Annotated in this window: 14 protein-coding genes; 6 read left to right on the top strand and 8 right to left on the bottom strand. The window is 69.3% G+C overall.

Features of this window, described 5'->3' with window-relative positions:
- Positions 1–50: 50 nt before the first annotated feature.
- Entirely contained in the window at positions 51–992 is a 942-nt protein-coding gene (locus tag EER34_RS07100; protein ID WP_164743475.1) for a glycosyltransferase family 2 protein, read from the bottom strand.
- 115 nt (positions 993–1,107) lie between these two features.
- On the opposite strand from EER34_RS07100, the gene EER34_RS07095 reads away from it, so the two are divergent.
- The 3 genes from EER34_RS07095 to EER34_RS07085 are packed head-to-tail and all read left to right on the top strand — an operon-like array spanning position 1,108 to position 4,104.
- Positions 1,108–1,932 carry a hypothetical protein gene (locus EER34_RS07095; RefSeq protein WP_127473799.1) on the top strand — a complete coding sequence of 275 codons (825 nt, stop codon included), beginning with the start codon at positions 1,108–1,110 and terminating at the stop codon, positions 1,930–1,932.
- The gene (locus tag EER34_RS07090) at positions 1,932–3,092 is read left to right on the top strand and encodes a glycosyltransferase family 4 protein (RefSeq protein ID WP_127473798.1); all 1,161 of its coding nucleotides are present in this window, start codon (positions 1,932–1,934) and stop codon (positions 3,090–3,092) included. The genes EER34_RS07095 and EER34_RS07090 overlap by 1 nt, the downstream gene beginning before the upstream one ends.
- 1 nt (position 3,093) lies before the next feature.
- A complete protein-coding gene (locus EER34_RS07085; protein ID WP_164743474.1) occupies positions 3,094–4,104 on the top strand; it encodes a glycosyltransferase family 2 protein in 1,011 nt (336 codons plus the stop codon).
- A gap of 29 nt (positions 4,105–4,133) precedes the next feature.
- On the opposite strand, the gene EER34_RS07080 is transcribed toward EER34_RS07085, so the two are convergent.
- On the bottom strand, positions 4,134–5,381 hold the full coding sequence (locus EER34_RS07080) for a glycosyltransferase family 4 protein (protein ID WP_127473796.1): 1,248 nt from the start codon (positions 5,379–5,381) through the stop codon (positions 4,134–4,136).
- Positions 5,382–5,443: 62 nt separating this feature from the next.
- Here EER34_RS07080 and EER34_RS17455 point away from each other — a divergent pair, with 62 nt between their 5' ends.
- On the top strand, positions 5,444–6,760 hold the full coding sequence (locus EER34_RS17455; protein WP_164743473.1) for an O-antigen ligase family protein: 1,317 nt from the start codon (positions 5,444–5,446) through the stop codon (positions 6,758–6,760).
- Positions 6,760–7,908, top strand: a complete 1,149-nt coding sequence (locus tag EER34_RS07075; RefSeq protein ID WP_164743472.1) for a glycosyltransferase family 4 protein — start codon at positions 6,760–6,762, stop codon at positions 7,906–7,908. The genes EER34_RS17455 and EER34_RS07075 overlap by 1 nt, the downstream gene beginning before the upstream one ends.
- Here EER34_RS07075 and EER34_RS07070 read toward each other — a convergent pair whose 3' ends face one another.
- From EER34_RS07070 to EER34_RS07055, 4 genes are read right to left on the bottom strand one after another with little or no spacing between them, the layout of a single operon-like run.
- On the bottom strand, positions 7,909–8,508 hold the full coding sequence (locus EER34_RS07070) for an arsenate-mycothiol transferase ArsC (RefSeq protein ID WP_127473795.1): 600 nt from the start codon (positions 8,506–8,508) through the stop codon (positions 7,909–7,911). It abuts the gene before it with no gap.
- The gene (locus EER34_RS07065; protein WP_127473794.1) at positions 8,505–10,220 is read right to left on the bottom strand and encodes a tyrosine-protein kinase domain-containing protein; all 1,716 of its coding nucleotides are present in this window, start codon (positions 10,218–10,220) and stop codon (positions 8,505–8,507) included. Before EER34_RS07065 ends, EER34_RS07070 begins: the two co-directional genes overlap by 4 nt.
- Positions 10,221–10,275: 55 nt before the next feature.
- On the bottom strand, positions 10,276–11,124 hold the full coding sequence (locus EER34_RS07060) for a phosphatase PAP2 family protein (RefSeq protein ID WP_127473793.1): 849 nt from the start codon (positions 11,122–11,124) through the stop codon (positions 10,276–10,278).
- Complete coding sequence (locus EER34_RS07055; protein ID WP_240642165.1) at positions 11,117–12,229, bottom strand: glycosyltransferase; 1,113 nt, start codon at positions 12,227–12,229, stop codon at positions 11,117–11,119. Before EER34_RS07055 ends, EER34_RS07060 begins: the two co-directional genes overlap by 8 nt.
- Positions 12,230–12,403: 174 nt before the next feature.
- Here EER34_RS07055 and EER34_RS07050 point away from each other — a divergent pair, with 174 nt between their 5' ends.
- Positions 12,404–13,606 (top strand): glycosyltransferase family 87 protein, encoded by a 1,203-nt coding sequence (locus EER34_RS07050; RefSeq protein WP_164743471.1) that lies wholly within the window; start codon positions 12,404–12,406, stop codon positions 13,604–13,606.
- 5 nt (positions 13,607–13,611) lie between these two features.
- Here the strand turns inward: EER34_RS07050 and EER34_RS07045 are convergent, their stop codons facing one another.
- The gene (locus tag EER34_RS07045) at positions 13,612–14,841 is read right to left on the bottom strand and encodes an acyltransferase family protein (RefSeq protein ID WP_127473790.1); all 1,230 of its coding nucleotides are present in this window, start codon (positions 14,839–14,841) and stop codon (positions 13,612–13,614) included.
- A gap of 6 nt (positions 14,842–14,847) precedes the next feature.
- Positions 14,848–15,993, bottom strand: coding sequence for a glycosyltransferase (locus EER34_RS07040; RefSeq protein WP_127474328.1), 1,146 nt, complete (start codon positions 15,991–15,993; stop codon positions 14,848–14,850).
- Positions 15,994–16,209: the final 216 nt, after the last annotated feature.

Below are 16,209 nucleotides of genomic sequence, written 5' to 3'. Positions count from 1 at the left end.
TCCCCACAGGAACGGCGCCTCGGAATGAGCGCACACGCCCATTGACCCTATCACCGGTGCCGGCTCGTGCCCTTCCGCGCCAGCCGACCGACGATCGCCCCGAAGTACGCCCCTGCAGCACCCGTGACACCCCACGCGGCTTCGCGTCCCGCCTCGGCGAAGCGCCCCCGACGTAACGCGGCGAGCGTCGCGAGGCCGGCATCGTGCGCGGCCCGCGCGCGCTCGCGCGACCGGTGCTCTCGCAGCAGCTGTGCGGTACGCGAGTCGCCTCGCGCGTCGGCCGCCCACGCGTGGCGGGCCAGGATGCCGTCCACCGCCTCACGACGCAGACGCACGTTGTCGATCGCCGTGCTGGTGGCGTTGCCGTCGTGACGCCGGTAGCCGACGAGCTCGTCGGGCGCGCACGCGAAAGTGCCGCGCGAAAGGAGGCGCAAGGCGAGCTCGAAATCCTCCATCATCGACAGTTCGGGACTGAATCCGCCTACCTCGGCGAACGCCTCCCGTCGGATCAGCATCGCTCCGCAGATGTGCGGCATCCGCGCTCGGCCCGCAAGCATCTCATCCGCGCGGGCCGGTTCTGCGGGCCAGGCAGGGTCGAACGGTCGACCTGCGGCGTCCATGTGCCATCCGCCGCAGTAGGACGCCGGCGCCGACCTATCGTCCTTCAGCAGGGAGACCTGGCGCTCCAGTCGCCGGGGATGCCAGACATCGTCGTCGTCGAGAAAGACGACGAGATCGCCGACGGATGCCTCGACCCCCGCGTTGCGGGCAAGCGAGACCGTCACCGGCGGAGGCACATGCACGACCTTCGCCCGGGATACGCCGGCGACGAGGTCGGCAAGCGCGTCCGGATCGGGCACACCGTTGTCGACGATCACCAGCTCCCACGACGGGTAGGTCTGGGTGACGACGGAATCGAGGGCCTCAGCCAGGTAGGGCGAGCTGCGGTTCGTAGCGACGACAACACTCACGAGCCCGAGGTCTGCGTTCATCTCGCCTCCCTCCCGCATCGCAAAGACAGTACCGGATCACGCTCCCGCTAGGATCGGAGCGCCAGACCACCGAACATGACGAGATCTGTGAGAGATGCGACTCAACGCTTACATCATGCTCGGTGACCCCGCCTTCCTCGGCCCGAGCGTTCGCTCCTACTATTCGATCGTCGACCGCATCGTCGTGTCGTATGACGAGAACGCGATGTCCTGGACTGGCACGCCCCTTCCCATCGCCCGGTGCCTCGAGATCCTGCACGAGCTCGACACCGACGGGAAGTGCGACTACCGGCCGGGGCATTTCGCCCGCGAGGGTTTCGATCCGCTCGCGAACGACACCTACCAGCGTCAGACGGCTCTTGGTCAAGCCGAGGATGGCGCCGACTGGGTGCTCCAGCTCGACACGGACGAGGTCATGCCTGAGCCCGATGTCTTCGTCGAGATGGTGGAGCGCGCCGACCGCGCGGGAGCCTGGGCGCTCGACTTCCCCGCGCGCTGGCTCTACACGAGAGTGAAGCCCGGCCGCTTTCTGGAGGCGAGCACCAGGTTCTGGCGCCTCGCGTGCTCCTTTCCCGGCCCGCTCGCGGTGCGGGCGGGCGTGCCTCTGCGGCTGGCCCGCCAGACCGATTACCCCCTGTACCGGGTCGACGTCCGGCCGTGGAACACCGATCCGGCCGCCGCTCCCCACACGATCGTCAACGAGGTCATCTCCCCTGACGCCGCCGTGATCCACTACAGCTGGGTGCGGTCGGCAGCCGATATCGCCCGCAAGGTGGGCTGGTCAGGACATTCCGAGGAGTGGCGCCACAGCGGCAAGTACGGCCTCTGGCTGCACGCCACCCGCAAGCCGCGGACAACAGTGCTGAGAACGCCCTTCTCGCCACTGTGGCGGCACTACCGGGTCAGTCGTGTGCGCGACTTCCCGGGCGAAGGCATCTGATGCGCATCGCTCTCGTCGCGAGCTCCTACCTGCCGCGGTTCGGCGGCGTCGAGGAGCATGTGCACGAGCTGTCACGGAGACTGCGCGCCCGCGGCCACGAGGTCATGGTCTGGGCCGTCGACCAGGGCGACGACGTGCCCGCACAAGACGACGGCCGGCCGCTGCGCTATCTGCCGACCCCGCTGCCCAGTCGATCGGCGGGTGGTGTACTGCGATTCGCAGCTGCGCTTCCGGTCGCCCTGTCGGCCTGGCGAAAGGCATTCGTGCAGGACGCCCCCGACGTGATCGTCATCCAGTGCTTCGGACCCAACGGCCCGTGGGCGGCGGCGGCGGCGAAGCGCGCCGGGGTTCCTCTCGTCTACGCGAACCACGGCGAGACGTTCATGGACGCGCACGACTCCTTCGCGTCGTCACGGCTCCTGCGACGATCGCTTTCCGACGTGCTGCGCGATGCCGCCGCCGTGACGTCGTGCTCGGCGTACGCGGCGGCCGATCTCGTCCGCTTCGGCCCGCGCCGTGAGGTGACCGTCGTAGGCAACGGGATCGATCTCGACACGGACGCCGTGGCCCTCGCCGCACCGCTGCCTCCTCGTTATTTCGCGGGCGTGGGTCGCCTCGTGGAGAACAAGGGCTTCGACACCTTGATCGAGGCCTATGCGGTGTCGCGCGACCGACTCGACGGAGCGGAGCTCGTGATCGCCGGCGACGGTCCGCACCGAGAGGCACTGGTCTTGCGTGCGCGGGAGCTCGCGGTCGGTCCGCATGTGAGATTCGTCGGCGCCCTCCCACGAACGCAGGTGCGCACGCTGCTCGACGGGGCACTGGCGCAGGTCGTCCCCAGCCGGGTCGAGGCGTTCGGGATCGTCGTCCTCGAGGGCTGGCGATCGGGCATCCCCGTCCTCGCCACGGAGCGAGGCGGCCCGGCGGAGTTCATGACGGACGGCATCGACGGGGTGCTGTTCGACCCCGAGGATCCCCAGGAGCTGGCCCAACTACTCGTGCGTGTGGCCGCCGATGCAGAGCTGCGTGCGAGGCTCGGATCCGGCGGTCGCCAATCCGTGGCCGGGTTCACCTGGGATCGTGTGGCCGATGAGTATGAGAAGGTCTTCCGCACCGCAGTCCCGGGCGACCGTGCCAGGCGTTCAGAATCGAAGAGTTGACATGACGACACCGACCAATCCCGGAACGACGGTCTCCGTAGTGGTCATCACCTATGCCCGGCCCCAGTACATCGCCGAATGCCTGCGGCATCTCTACGAGATGACCCGCCGACCCCACCAGATCATCGTCGTCGACGGATCGCCCGACGATCGCACCCGCGAGCTCGTATCGGCCGAGCACCCCGACATCGAGTACATCGGCCACAGTCTCGGCAGAGGCACGATGCCCGAGTCGCGTCAGCTGGGACTCGCGGCGGCGACGGGCGACATCGTGGCGTTCATCGACGACGACGCGTATGTCGATCGCGAGTGGCTGGCCGAGCTCACACGCGTCTATGACGACGACCCCGCGGTCGCCGGAGTGGGCGGACGCGCCGACAACGGCATCCCGGGAGAGGATCGCGAGGGAGTGGGCACGATCGGGCGGCTGCTGCCCAACGGCGACCTCACGGGCTACTTCGGCGCGAACTCGCTCCGACCCGTCGCCGTCGACCACTTCCTCGGCGCGAACCAGTCCTACCGTCGCACCGCTCTCGAGGCGATCGGCGGCATTCGCGGCAACTATCCCGGCACGTGTCTGCGCGAGGAGTCCGACACCTGCCTCCGACTCACAGCCGCAGGCCACCGGCTCGTCTTCGCGCCACGCGCCCTGGTTCGTCATGTCGCAGCCCCGTATCAGATCGGCGGCCAGCGCTTCGATCGGCGGTACCTCTACTACTCCAGACGCAACCACGTCATGCTGCTCGCCCGCGTGTTCGGCTGGCGCACCCCATACCTCCCGCGCTACTACGTGACGGCTCTCCGGCAGCAAGGGCACTACTTCACGCTCGTCGGCCGGCTCATCGCCAAGGGCCGCGGCGAGGATGGTGAGAAGGCGACGCTGCGGCGACGCGTGACATCGCCCATCATCCTCACCCGCTCGGTCGTCGAGGTGGCGGGTCTCGTCACGGGTGTCTGGGCGGGAATCGACGGACGTCGACGCGATCGCCGAGCGGGAGTCGGCACGCCCTGACGCGAGTGTCGCGCCGGCGCTTCATCGCTTCATCGGCGCACGTGCGACGCTGACCTGCGGTCGGCGAGAACGCGCGACCAGGTGCGGGCCACGGTCGACCAGGTGTTCTCGATCGCGAATCTGTCCCGCGCGAGGGCGCGTGCGGCATCCGCCATCTCGCCCGCGTCGGCGGGATGGTCGAGCATCCATCGGATGGCGTCGGCCAACGCCCTTTCGTCGCCAGGACGCACCAGGAGGCCGAAGGGGCTGCGACGCAGCCCGTCGGCAAGTGGGGTCGCCGTCGCATCGGGATCGATGATCTCGGGCACACCGCCCGCATCCGCGCCGACCACGGGGGTCCCCGCCGCCATCGCCTCGACGATCACCTGACCGAACGGCTCGGGAACAGGGGATGCGTGCACCACGATCGTGAGGCGCCGCATCTCGGCGTCCGCGTCACTCACCCACCCCGTCCATTCGAGGGATGGCGCGAGCTCCGTCGAGCCCGCGACCAGCGCGCGCAGAGCCTGCTCCTCCGGCGCGTCCTCGAAGAGTGCGCCACCGACGATGCGGTACCGCACACCCGGCCGCGTCGCGGCCAATCGCCGCGCCGCCTCGACGAACACCCGTTGACCCTTCGTCGCGCTGATGCGACCGACGATCCCGACGACGGGCTCGGCTGCGGGATCGCGCACCGGTCGTTCTCCTGCGAACGATGCCTCCGGCAGCCCGGGGTACGCGATGATGATCCGTTCGGCCGGCACACCCCGCAGGGTCGCCGCGGTCGCACGAGAGTTCACGACGACGCGCCGCGGCCCGAAGCGCGCGAGCAGTCGCAGTGCGGTCGCCAGTGGACCGGCCAGATAGTCCGGCGCGAGGCGATCGTGCAGGTGCCACACCCACGGCGTGCGACGAGGACGCGCCATCCAGACGAGGATCGCACTCTTGAGCGAGTTGGCGACGACGAGATCGGCGCCGTCGTCGCGAAGCGCTCGGCGCAGATTCCGCGCAACGCCGAGCGACGCGCTCACGTTCTGCCAGATCGCGGTCATCGATGACGCGGCGGCGGCGCGGGTGACCCGGGTGAGGTCTCCGCTCTCGAGCACGCGCGTCGGCACCCCCACGCTGCGCAAGCGCTCGGGGAGCACTCCGTCCTCGAGCACGATCGCGGAGACATCGAAGCGGCCGCGTTCGCGAGCATCGAGCAGCCGTACGAGCGCGACCTCCGCACCGCCGAGCTCGCCCGTGTGGGAGACGACCACGACCCGAGCCTGCTCTTCGCTGTGAGAGGTGGTCACTCCGACACCCTAACTGCGCCCGCACGCGCGCGGGACGGGGGGATGCGCCCTACGATTGCCCTGTGACCCTCCTGCCCGCAGGCACGACGCTTCGGGGAGTCAGCACGACGATTCTGGGCGTGCTCGTCCTCCTCGTGCTCGGCGGCGCCATGGGGCTCGCGAGCGCGGAGATGCCGGACTATGCGCTCTACATCGCGCTGGGCGTCCTTCTCGTCGCCGTCGCGGCGATCGATCTGACCCTCGTGCCTGTGCTCGCCGTGCCGGCGGTGTTCGCGGTCCAGCGCATCGGCCCGATGAGCGGATCGGACTTCCTGCTGGGCATCGCGGTGCTCGTCTCGCTGCTGCTGGTGCGCGGGCGCGGGCTCATCACCATGCAGCCCCTCCTTTGGTCCGGCGCGTTCTACATCGCACTGACCGCACCCCAGCTCATTCTCAACCGATACGCCGAGAACTACATCGAGTGGGCACATGAGCTCGTCCTCGTCCTCGGCGCGATGATCGTGGGCTTCGTGATCGGCCGCGAGGGCCACGCGCGGCTCGCACTCGGGATCTTCGTCGCGATCTGCGTCGCGATCGGCGCTGTCGCCGCCGTCACCGCGCTGGGCAACGGCTTCCAGCCTGTATATCTCGGCGCTTGGCACAAGAACGCGATCGGGGCGTTCCTGATGATCGGCCTCGTCGTCGCCTTCGCCAACCCGCCGTGGCTCGGCTGGCCGCGCTGGGCCGCGTGGACGGCGTTCGTCGTGTGCGGCCTCGGGATGGCCGCTGCGCAGTCCCGCCAGGCGATCGTCGGTGCGCTCATCGGGGTGTTCATCATCGGACTGCGCCCGCGCTTCCACAACGGCAAGCGGTCGCGATGGATGTGGCTGATCCTCATCCCCGTCGGCTGGTTCGTGTATCAGGAGGTCGTGGCGCAGCTCGCCTCCGACAACGACTTCAGCTCGGCGGCACAGCGCATCACCTGGTACGGCATGTCGATCACGGTGTGGCTGCAGTCCCCCATGTTCGGCGTCGGCCATCGATGGTGGACCACTTGGCACACGGGCTTCGGCGGCTTCCAGCCCCCGAACGCCGAGCTGGAGGTGCTCACCACCGTCGGAGTCCTCGGACTGATCGGATTCCTCGGCATGTTCGCCGGCGCGCTCTGGGCGCTGGCCCGGATGAACCCCGTCTACGGCACCCTCGGGCTCGCCGTGGTCGCCGCGAAGCTCGCGCAGAGTCAGTTCGACCTCTACTGGGTCGCCGGGCACGCTTCGCTCCTGTGGATCATCGCCGGCATCTGCTACGGCATCCAGGAGCGCGACAGATCCCAAGGCATCGAGTGGATCCCGCATCCCGTGCAGACGGTCTGGCGTCGCACGCGCGGGGTGCGCATCTGATGCAGCGGATCGTTCACGCGCTGACGCCGGGCGACCACTTCTCCCCCCAGACGGGCTCGGCCATCCCCACCGTGGTGCACGGACTCGCCTCGGCCGCTGCGGGCGATGCCGAGTGTGCCCACAGCGTGCTCGTCGACGAATCGACCTTCCGCCCGCGCTACGCGAGCGCGGAGGCGATCGAGTACACCGGCGCGGGCTATCCGGCCGGGTGGGAACGCGGTCTCGACCTCGGCCTGTCGCGCATCGGCCTGCCACGCATTCGGTCGCGGCGTTCGTATCGGCCGCTCGTGGACGCGCTGAGTGCGCAGCGGCCGGCGATCGTCGTCGCCCACAATGCCCCCGTCCTGCCGGTCATGCTCGCATCGACGCGGCACACGTCCGTCTACTACGCGCACAACGATCTTCCGCGGGGAATGTCCCGCCGCGAGGCCACCCGCGCGCTCGATCCGGCCGGCGCCGTCATCGCGGTGAGCGCCGACCTGGCGGATCGCCTGAGCGACCGCGTCTCTCCCGCCGTCGCCGCCCGCATCCACGTCGTCGAGAACGGCGTCGACACGGATGCCTTCCGGCCGCCTCAGAGGCGCAGCGCCGGTGCGCCTCTCCGAATCATGTTCGTCGGCAGAGTCGTCCCCGAGAAGGGTCCCGACGTGCTGCTCCGCGCCGCCGCGGCGCTCGCGCGGGAGGACGTCGAGATCGTCATCGTCGGCAGCCAGGGGTTCGACTCCGCTGCCGCCCTCTCTGCGTACGAGCAGGAGCTCCGCACACTGGCGGCGTCGGTCGCCGGAGGAGTCTCCTTCGAGCCGTTCGTCGATCGCTCCGCACTGCCGGCCCTGCTTCAGTCGGCCGACATCTTCATCGCATCGTCCCGATGGGCCGAGCCCAGCGGGCTGACGATCGGAGAGGCCATGGCGACGGGGCTGCCGGTCATCGCGAGCGACATCGGCGGCATCCCCGGCGTGCTGGGAGAAGCCGGGATCCTCGTCAAGGCAGACGACGACAGGGCGCTCGGCGAAGCGATCGCCGCGCTGCTCGACGACGACGGGCGGCGCGCTCGAATCGGGGCCGCGGCGCGTCGGCGCGCGGAAGAGCACTCGTGGGCGCGATCCTGGGGCCAGCTGCGCACCGTGCTGGATGGTATTCAGTCCTGATCAGACGCGCGTGGCGCCGAGCGCCGCGACGATGCGGCCGAGAAGAAGAGTCTGCTCGCGAGCCATCTGCACCCAGCCGCTCGCCGGCGAGTTGATGGGGTCGGCGATGTCGTCGTTCTCGTCGTCGCCGAGGAAGTCGGTGCGCGGCCGATCCTGGGCGACGTTGTCGAGCCAGCTGCCCAGCGCCATTCGACGCGGCTTCGGGTGGTCGGCGATCCATCGGTCGAACTGCTTGAGTGTGAAGATCCGGCCGAGCAGCTGGGGGTTGTCGGCCACCAACTCGCGAGCCTGGGCCCTCGCCATGGTCAGGATCAGGTCGAATCCGTCGAGATCGGCACGGTCGAGTTCGCGGCTGCGATGCGACGAGAAGTCGATGCCCAGCGTGGCGCCGGTCTCGATTCCCGCGCTGGGCATGGGGAAGCCGCCGGCCATGAGGCCGCCGGAGTGGATCTCCAGCGAGTCGTCGGCGAGCCGCTCTGCGATCGCCGCCGCGAAAGGGGAGCGGCAGCGGTTCGCCTGGCACACCATGAGGACGTGGGTGACTCCGGGCTGCGGGTCGGGCGACCTCATGGGGAAGGACCGGTCGTGGGACGCCGTCATGACGCGTCGCTTGCCGTCTTCCGGTCGGCCTCGGACGAGTCCGGGGGCTCGGGGGCCGATTCCCCGTCATCCGCGCCCGTTCGCAGGCGGCCGCGTGATTCCGGTCGGGGAGTCGTGTTGAGCAGCTTGCGCAGGTCGTCCATCGTGTCCTCGGGGGCGCCGTCCGGCGTGCTCGATGCACGGGCCGTGTCCGCGGCAGCGCGCTGATTCACGTAGTACGCCGAGTAGGTCTTGGGCAGCTTCCGACGGCTGCGGTTCGCCACGACGCCGATGACTTCGGCCCCTGCGGCCCGCAGCGCCGTCACGGTCTCGGCGAGCATCACCCGGTCGGTCTTGCGCACCGACGCGATCACGACCGCGCCGTCCGACTGCAGCGCCAGAAGAGCCGCGTCGGCCATGCCGATCGCCGGTGGGGAGTCGATGATGACCACATCGGCGAGCGTGCGCAGGTGGGCGACGACCTCTCCGAGCACGGGTCGCGCCAGCAGGTCGGCGGGGTCCGGCGGTTCGGCACCGGCGGGGAGGATGCGCAGGCGACGGTACTTCGTCGTGTTCAGCCGGGTCTCGACCGCCTCGCGCCACAGTGCTTCGCCGATCTCGTGCTCGTCGAGGATGTCGGCGAGGCCCTCGCCGTCGGCGGCCTCCCCGAAGTAGCGCCCGAGGTCGGGTCGGCGGAGATCTCCGCCGACGAGGATCACGGTCTTGCCGGCGCGCGCCCACGCCATTGCGAGGTTCGCGGAGACGAACGACTTGCCGTCGCCGGGCTCGACGCTCGTGATGACGGCGACCGACTCCCGGGGCGGCAGGAAGACCTGGAGCGTCGATCGGAGGGTGCGCAGGCGCTCGCTCAGATCGGTCCGCTCGTTGTGGGCGACAGGAAGCGGCGGGGTCGTGTTCGCGACACTGCGATCCCAGCTCAGCTCGCCCAGCGAACGCGCGTCGGCGATTCCCTCGATCTCGTCCTCGCCTCGCAGCCGGTTGTCGAACTGATCTCGGATGAGGGCCGCCGCGATGCTCACGATGATTCCCGTGGCGAGAGCGAGAAGCAGGACGATGAGCGCGGACGGCACCGTCGACTCGCCGGGCTGAGCATCCGTCACGATCGCGGTGGCGGCACCGGCGTCGTTGACACTCTCGATCGAGAGGTTGATGCTCGTCATCTGCGAGAGCGCGGTTGCGAGATTGGTCGCGGCGATGGCATCACCGGGGTTGTCGGCGACCTCCTGCTGAAGGGCGCGTGCCTCCGCGATCGCGTCGGTCTGTCGCTGCTGCAGTGTCGCCAGAGCGGTCGCCAGCTGCTCATCGACGTGCGCCGTGTACGCCGAGGTGAGTGCCGCCGCACGAGCTTGCGCCTGATCAGGAGACGAGCCGACCGCGCTGATGTAGAGCCGCGTGAGTGCGGTCGAGTCGTCGACGTCGGCCGAAACGGATCCCGCGAGAGCAGCAGGGTCCTCCCCCAGCTGCGCGGCCGCTGCCGCGAGGACCGCCGGCGATGTCGCGGCCTCCTGGCCGACATCGACGGCGACGCCGCCGACCTCGCCCGTCACCGCGCCCACCGAGACGACGTCGTTGAGCCGGACCAGCGAAGAGCTCACGTACGTCACGGTGCGCACCTGCAGATAGAAGACTGCGGTCAGGAGCGCGGCGATTGTGACGGCGGCGATGATCCACTTGCGCTTCCAGAGCACATCCAGAATCTGTCGGAGCGTCAAGAGCAGTCCCCCATAAGGCGTCCGTGCCCCCGTGGACCGGGACACCTGATCCAGGTTACAGGCCTTCTTGCCGCCCAGCACTGCCAGGCGCGATCGGTCTCACCGGATTCGCCGGAAGAAACGGGCGGTGCACCGCGATGACGAAGACGACGATGCCGAGCGTGGTGAGCACGACCGCGAGCCCCAGCTGCGTGGGATGATCGCCGGCGCCGAAGAGTCCGAGGCTCGCGAGAAGGTAGACGAGGCCGATCGCCACCGCGATCACGGCGCCGATGACCGTTCCCCTTCGCAATCGCGAGGTGACCGGAAGGGTGGCCCTGGCAAGGGCGGCGAGCGCGAAGGAGACAGCGCCGGTCAGCAGGGCGCCGGCCAGCGAGTCGCTCGCCCGATGCGCGGAGGAGAGCACCGACGCGAGGGCGACGAAGGAGACGAGAGCGCCGAGCAGGAACACGAGCACGGGCGAGAACCAACGCGGGCCGCACCAGATGATCGCGATCGACGCCGCGAGGGTGATCGCCGTGTGGCCACTCGGGAATGTGTTCTCCACGTACGCGAAGTCGCCGAGGTACGGCCTCGGCAGAAGCTCTTTGAGCGCAATGGATGCGACGGCCACGATCCCGACGAGCAGTCCGGAGTAGATGACAGGCTTCCAGCGCCGCTCGAGCATGACCGTGAGGGCGGCGACGAGAGCGCCGACCAGCACCCCGTAGAGGACGATGTCTCGTCCGTCGTAGAACGCGAGCCAGGCGTCGCCGCGGAGCCACCCGAGCACGCCCAGCGAGGCGGCGTCGATGAGCTGCCCGTCGGGAGTGCGGACCGCCGCGAAGTAGAGCGCGACGAATCCCCCGAGGAACGCCGCACTCAGGATCGCGAGGTTGCGAGCGCGCCGAGCGGACTCAGACACGTGCGGCCTCCTCGGCGACGACCGCTGCCAGTCGCGCAGCGAACCGCTCTTCGGAGAACCCCGCTGCGTGCTTTCGGATCGCCCGTTCCGACCACCTGGCACGCAGCATCCGCTCGACGGCGGCGGAGATCGCCGCCGCGTCCGCCGAGTCGAAGAAGACCCCGTTCGTGTTCTCGATCACCGTGTCGAGGTACCCGCCGTCGCGCAGCGCCGCCGTCGGCTTGCCGAAGGAGCCCGCTTCGAGCGGGGACAGACCGAAGTCCTCATAGGACGCCGCGACGAGTCCCGCGCTGTGGGCATAGAGCCACTTCAACTGGGCGTCCGACACCCGCCCGAGGAGATGAGTGCGGCCGGATCTCCGGGCGAGCTCTGCGAGCCTATTCCGCTCGGGACCGTCGCCGACGATGACCAGCTCCACTCCTCCGACGGCCGTCACCGCCTCGATCACGACGTCGACGTTCTTGTAGGGGAGCAGTCGAGCCACGCACAGCAGGAAGGGCGCCGTCACCTGTTCGACCGGCTCGACCGCGCCCTCGGCGGCAATCGGGGCCGGTGGCGGAGCGAGCACCTCCGCCTCGATGCCGTAGACGTCGCGCACCGCCGCCTGTACGACCGTCGAGTTAACGAGGTAGCGATCGGCGCTCCGCGCCGCGGCCTGATCCCAGTCCCGCAGTCCCGGTCCGAGCACGCGGATGGCTGCGCCGACGGCTCGGGCCCGCATCCCGGCGTCCTGGGCGCCCGCATAGCGGTCGGACTGATAGAGCCAGCGTGCCGGGGCGTGGCAGTACACGATCTTCCGTCCGGTGACGGGGATGCCGTGCGCCCAGCCGCTCGAGCTCGCGAGAAGCACATCGGCGTCGACGCGGTGGGCTGACACCGCCTTCGCGAGGAACGGCAGAGCCAGCCGATGGTGACGCCGCAGGAGTCCCCACCTGTTGATCGGCATCGTGCGGATGTCCACGGCTGCGAATTCGGGGAACGTCCCGGCGGGATCGTAGAGGGTGGTATGCAGCGCAGCGCCCGGGAACGCGCGCGTCATGGCGAGTGCCACCCGCTCCGCGCCACCGCGCTGCGTCACATAGTCGTGCGCGAGAGCGACGGTCACGTGGCCACCCTTTCCACGAATGCGTACCGAAGCAGTACGGCTCGTCGGCCGGCAAGCCCCAGGCCGGTCCTCGGTCAGGATATCGGCCTGTCGAGGAGATGCGCATCGCGTCGGCTATTCTTCTGCCACCGGTCGATCGACCGGCCGCGGAACGGCAATGGGGAGCGCCGCATCATGGGAACCAACACGAGGCGCGCTCTCACCGTCGCGGCGTGGATCGTCGTCGTCGCGATCGGCGTGATGCTGAGCATCCAGCGCTTCCGGGATGCCGTCGGCAGCGACATCGGCACCGACCTGCGCACCTTCGTGGCGGCCGCCGAGCACATCCGCAACGGCCGCAGCCCCTACACGGAGTTCGGGTACGTCTACTCGCCGCTCGTCGCGTGGCTGCTGCTTCCGTTCCCGGACTTCGACGCCGCCGTCGGCCCATGGACCGCCGCGTCGATCGCGGCACTGTGGGGCGCTGTGGCCGCCGTCACCGCGACGTTCTGGCGCGCCCTCTCGTGGTGGCAGCGCCCGGTGCTCGCGGGAGTGGGGATCGTCACCGCCCTGTACAGCGCGCTGCTCTCCCTCGACCTCTGGCTGGGGCAGACGGACACGTTCCTCCCCCTGGTGGCGGCGCTCGCCGTGTTCTTCGCCTCGCGCAATCGCCAGATCGCGAGCGGTGTCTCACTCGCCTTCGGCGCGATCATCAAGAGCTGGCCGGTCGGCCTCGGACTGTGGATGTTCCGCCGCGGTGTGCAGCAGCGCGGACGCCTCATCGCGGCGACGGTCGGCACCGGCGCGGCGTTCCTCCTGCTGGCCCTGGTGATCCACGGCCCGCAGATGTTCTCGGAGTGGATCGACCGTACGCTCGTGCTGAGCGAGCAGGACCTCGTCGCCTACTCCGTGTGGGGCGCCGGCCGGCACCTCTTCACCCAGTCGGCCGCCCTGGAGCCGCTGTTCGTGGCTCCGATCGTCGGCACGATCGTCTCGTGGACGCTCGCGGCATTCATCGTCGCCCTCATCGTGATCACCCTGCGGCGCCCCGGCGACGATGCGCTGTCGATGTGGAACATCGCGACCGCCGTCGTCCTGCTGATCCCGGTCTGCCACCTCTGGTACTTCGTGCTCGCACTCCCCCTGCTGTGGACCTGGGTGGCGCACGCCCTCAAGGGCACTCGCCGACTCGAGTCGCTCATCGCCGTGGCCGTGATGGCGGTGTGGTGGGTCATCGTCTTCCGGTTGCCGCCGCTCGACAATCAGTTCGGCGAGAGCACCCCGCAGTACATCGCCGTGGTCGGCTCGTCGCTGGTCGCCCTCACGCTCTCCGTCGTGCTCTCGGCGCGGCGCGACGCGGATCGCGCCGTCGTCGTCCGCGAGGCGGTCCCGGCGTAGTCCGATCAGCTGCCGGCGAGCAGGACGCCGACGCTCGCAAGCGCAGAGATCAGCAGCATCCCGCCGATCGCGAATCCATACGTCCGGGGCAGGGGCTTCCAGAACGCGGAGGTGCGGAACGGGTCCTCGATGTACCGCTTCGAGAGCCAGCCGAGGAGGATCGACGCCGCGACGACGGCGAGCGCTCCGACGGAGCGGACGTTCTCCCCCGTGCTCAGGAGCAGGATGACGTAGATCGGCTGGTGCCACAGGTAGATCCCGTACGACACGTCGCCGACGAATTGAACAGGCGGAAGGGCGCCGTAGCGAGTGGGGCTGAGCCAGGACCGGCGCGTCTCACCCCAGATCACGAGCGCGGCACCGACGACGGGAGCGACGGCGCCCGGAGCGGGGTGCAGGAACAGGTGGGGCACCACGGCCGCACCCACGATGAGAGCGAGGCCACCCCATGAGGCCGCGTAGTGCAGCGCGGCCCGGGCTCGCTCCGACACCGGCAGATCGGGCAGACGCGGCACGAACGCGAGCAGGCCGCCGACGGCGAACTCCCACACCACCGACGGAGTGGAACGCGCGGCGTGCAGCGGGTGCTGCAGAGTGAGCCACAGGGAGTAGAGGAACGACAACGCGAGCGCGCACACCAGCATGATCGCGATGATCTGCAAGCGACCGTGTCGCGTCGACCGCTTCCCGCCGAGAGCCGCCCCGATGCCGAGGGCGGCGAGGATCAGCAGCGGCCAGATGAGGTAGAACTGCTCCTCGACGGCCAGGGTCCAGAAGTGCTCGACCGGGAGCGGGTAGTCGACCCACGGCAAGAAGCCCAGATGGCGGGCGAGCGACGCCCAGTTCTCGACGTACAGTGCGCTCGCCGCCGCCTCGATGAGGCTGGGCGCCCACATCGAACTCGGGAGCACGATCACGACGGCGAGCATCGTGACGATGATGACCACGAACGCTGCGGGGAGCAGCCTCCGGATGCGCCGCGCCCAGAAGTCCAGCAGACGGATCGTGCCGGTGCGCTCGACCTCGCGAAGGAGCTGAGCCGTGATGAGGAACCCCGAGATCACGAAGAAGACGTCGACCCCGATGTAGCCGCTCGGCACCCGCGATTCCCAGAGGTGGAACAGCAGGACCAGCGTGACGGCGACGGCACGGAGTGCCTGGATCTCAGGTCGCACGCCGGCGTGGACGTCCGACTGCCCCTGCGCGGCCCTCGACGGCTGTGCCTCGGCGGTCATCGCGGCCTAGATCTCGCCCGGCTGCATCGCCTGCTCGTCGATCTCCTCCAGCACCTCGCGCACGGCGGACGTGTGCGCTCCCGCCTTCCTGGGCGCGTAGACGACGAGCGAGTGGAAGACGAATCTCACGAAGAACGCCACGACCAGGGTGATCGCCGTGGCCAGCACCGCGGAGATGTGTCCGGAGCTGACCATCAACGCCACGATGGGGATGCGGATCACCGCCTCGGCATTGTTGAAGGCGAACGACTTCGCGAACCGCGACCAGACGCCGGATGCCGCGTGGCGCATGTCGTGGAAGACGAAGTGCTCGATCAGCAGGAAGTTGCCGATGATCGTCACTTCGGCCGCGATCACCGCGGCGACGATGTAGTTCACGCCGACCGCGGTGAGCGCCCACACGATCAGGATGTTCGCGACCGCCCCGAAGCCGCCCACGACTGCGAACAGCGACATCTTGCCGAATCGAAGTGCGGCGAGCTGCGCGAGGAAGTGCATGCCCTGCAGGAAGGAGGCCTTGGACTCTCCGGCGTGCCGATCGCCGAAGTCGAACGGCACCTCGGCGACTCGGAAGACCTTGCGCGCGAGGATCTCGAGCAGGATCTTGAACCCGCGGGGCTTGAGCGTCTCGAGATCGATCGTCCGTCGGTCGACGAGGAAGAAGCCCGTCATCGGGTCGGTGACGTCTCTGAGCTTCACCGGGAACATCGCCTTGGTGACGGCCGTGGACACCTTCGAGACCAGAACGCGCGTGCGGTCGGCGAGACCGTGCGCGGTCCCGCCGCCGACGTAGCGCGAGGCGACCACGATGTCGACGTCCGAGCGGGCGAACCGGTCGAGCAGCTCGGGGATCTTCTCGGGCGGATGCTGCAGATCCCCGTCCATGACGAGGCAGGCGTCCGACTCCGCCGCGCGCATGCCCTCCACCACCGCACCGCCGAGGCCGCCGATCTTCTCATCACGATGGATCAGCCGGACGGGGAGCACGGCCGACTTCGTGACCTCGCGGATGACGTCGGGGGTGTCGTCGGTGCTGTCGTCGACGAAGATGATCTCCGCGCGCCGGCCCTCGAGCGCGGCGGACGCGCGACGGACGAGCTCCGCGACGTTCGGAGCCTCGTTGTACGTCGGCACGATGATCGAGACGTCGATGAGCGTCCCCGTTCTCCCCTGTATGTCCTGCCTACCCCAGGTGACCATGGTGACATAACACCTCATCGGTGAGATAGCACCCTTGCCCGGAGCGAAGCGAATCCTGAGGCGGCCGGTCGGAGGCTGACGCTGCCGGTGCATCTGCGTGCCGCGCCGGCCCGCCGCGTGATGACCGCGGCATCCACCTCCCACCCAGCATCCATCCGCGAGAATGGA

Origin of the sequence: Microbacterium sulfonylureivorans, assembly GCF_003999995.1 — a bacterium.
In the GTDB taxonomy this organism is placed as follows: Bacteria; Actinomycetota; Actinomycetes; order Actinomycetales; family Microbacteriaceae; genus Microbacterium; species Microbacterium sulfonylureivorans.
This window is presented reverse-complemented; position numbering and strand designations above follow the sequence as displayed.

Excerpts from the sequence above, each read along its gene's own strand:
- EER34_RS07075 (WP_164743472.1), top strand. The coding sequence starts at position 6,760 with ATGCAGCGGATCGTTCACGCGCTGACGCCGGGCGACCACTTCTCCCCC.
- EER34_RS07050 (WP_164743471.1), top strand. The coding sequence starts at position 12,404 with ATGGGAACCAACACGAGGCGCGCTCTCACCGTCGCGGCGTGGATCGTC.
- EER34_RS07070 (WP_127473795.1), bottom strand. The coding sequence starts at position 8,508 with ATGACGGCGTCCCACGACCGGTCCTTCCCCATGAGGTCGCCCGACCCG.
- EER34_RS07085 (WP_164743474.1), top strand. The coding sequence starts at position 3,094 with ATGACGACACCGACCAATCCCGGAACGACGGTCTCCGTAGTGGTCATC.
- EER34_RS07045 (WP_127473790.1), bottom strand. The coding sequence starts at position 14,841 with ATGACCGCCGAGGCACAGCCGTCGAGGGCCGCGCAGGGGCAGTCGGAC.
- EER34_RS07090 (WP_127473798.1), top strand. The coding sequence starts at position 1,932 with ATGCGCATCGCTCTCGTCGCGAGCTCCTACCTGCCGCGGTTCGGCGGC.
- EER34_RS07100 (WP_164743475.1), bottom strand. The coding sequence starts at position 992 with ATGAACGCAGACCTCGGGCTCGTGAGTGTTGTCGTCGCTACGAACCGC.
- EER34_RS07095 (WP_127473799.1), top strand. The coding sequence starts at position 1,108 with ATGCTCGGTGACCCCGCCTTCCTCGGCCCGAGCGTTCGCTCCTACTAT.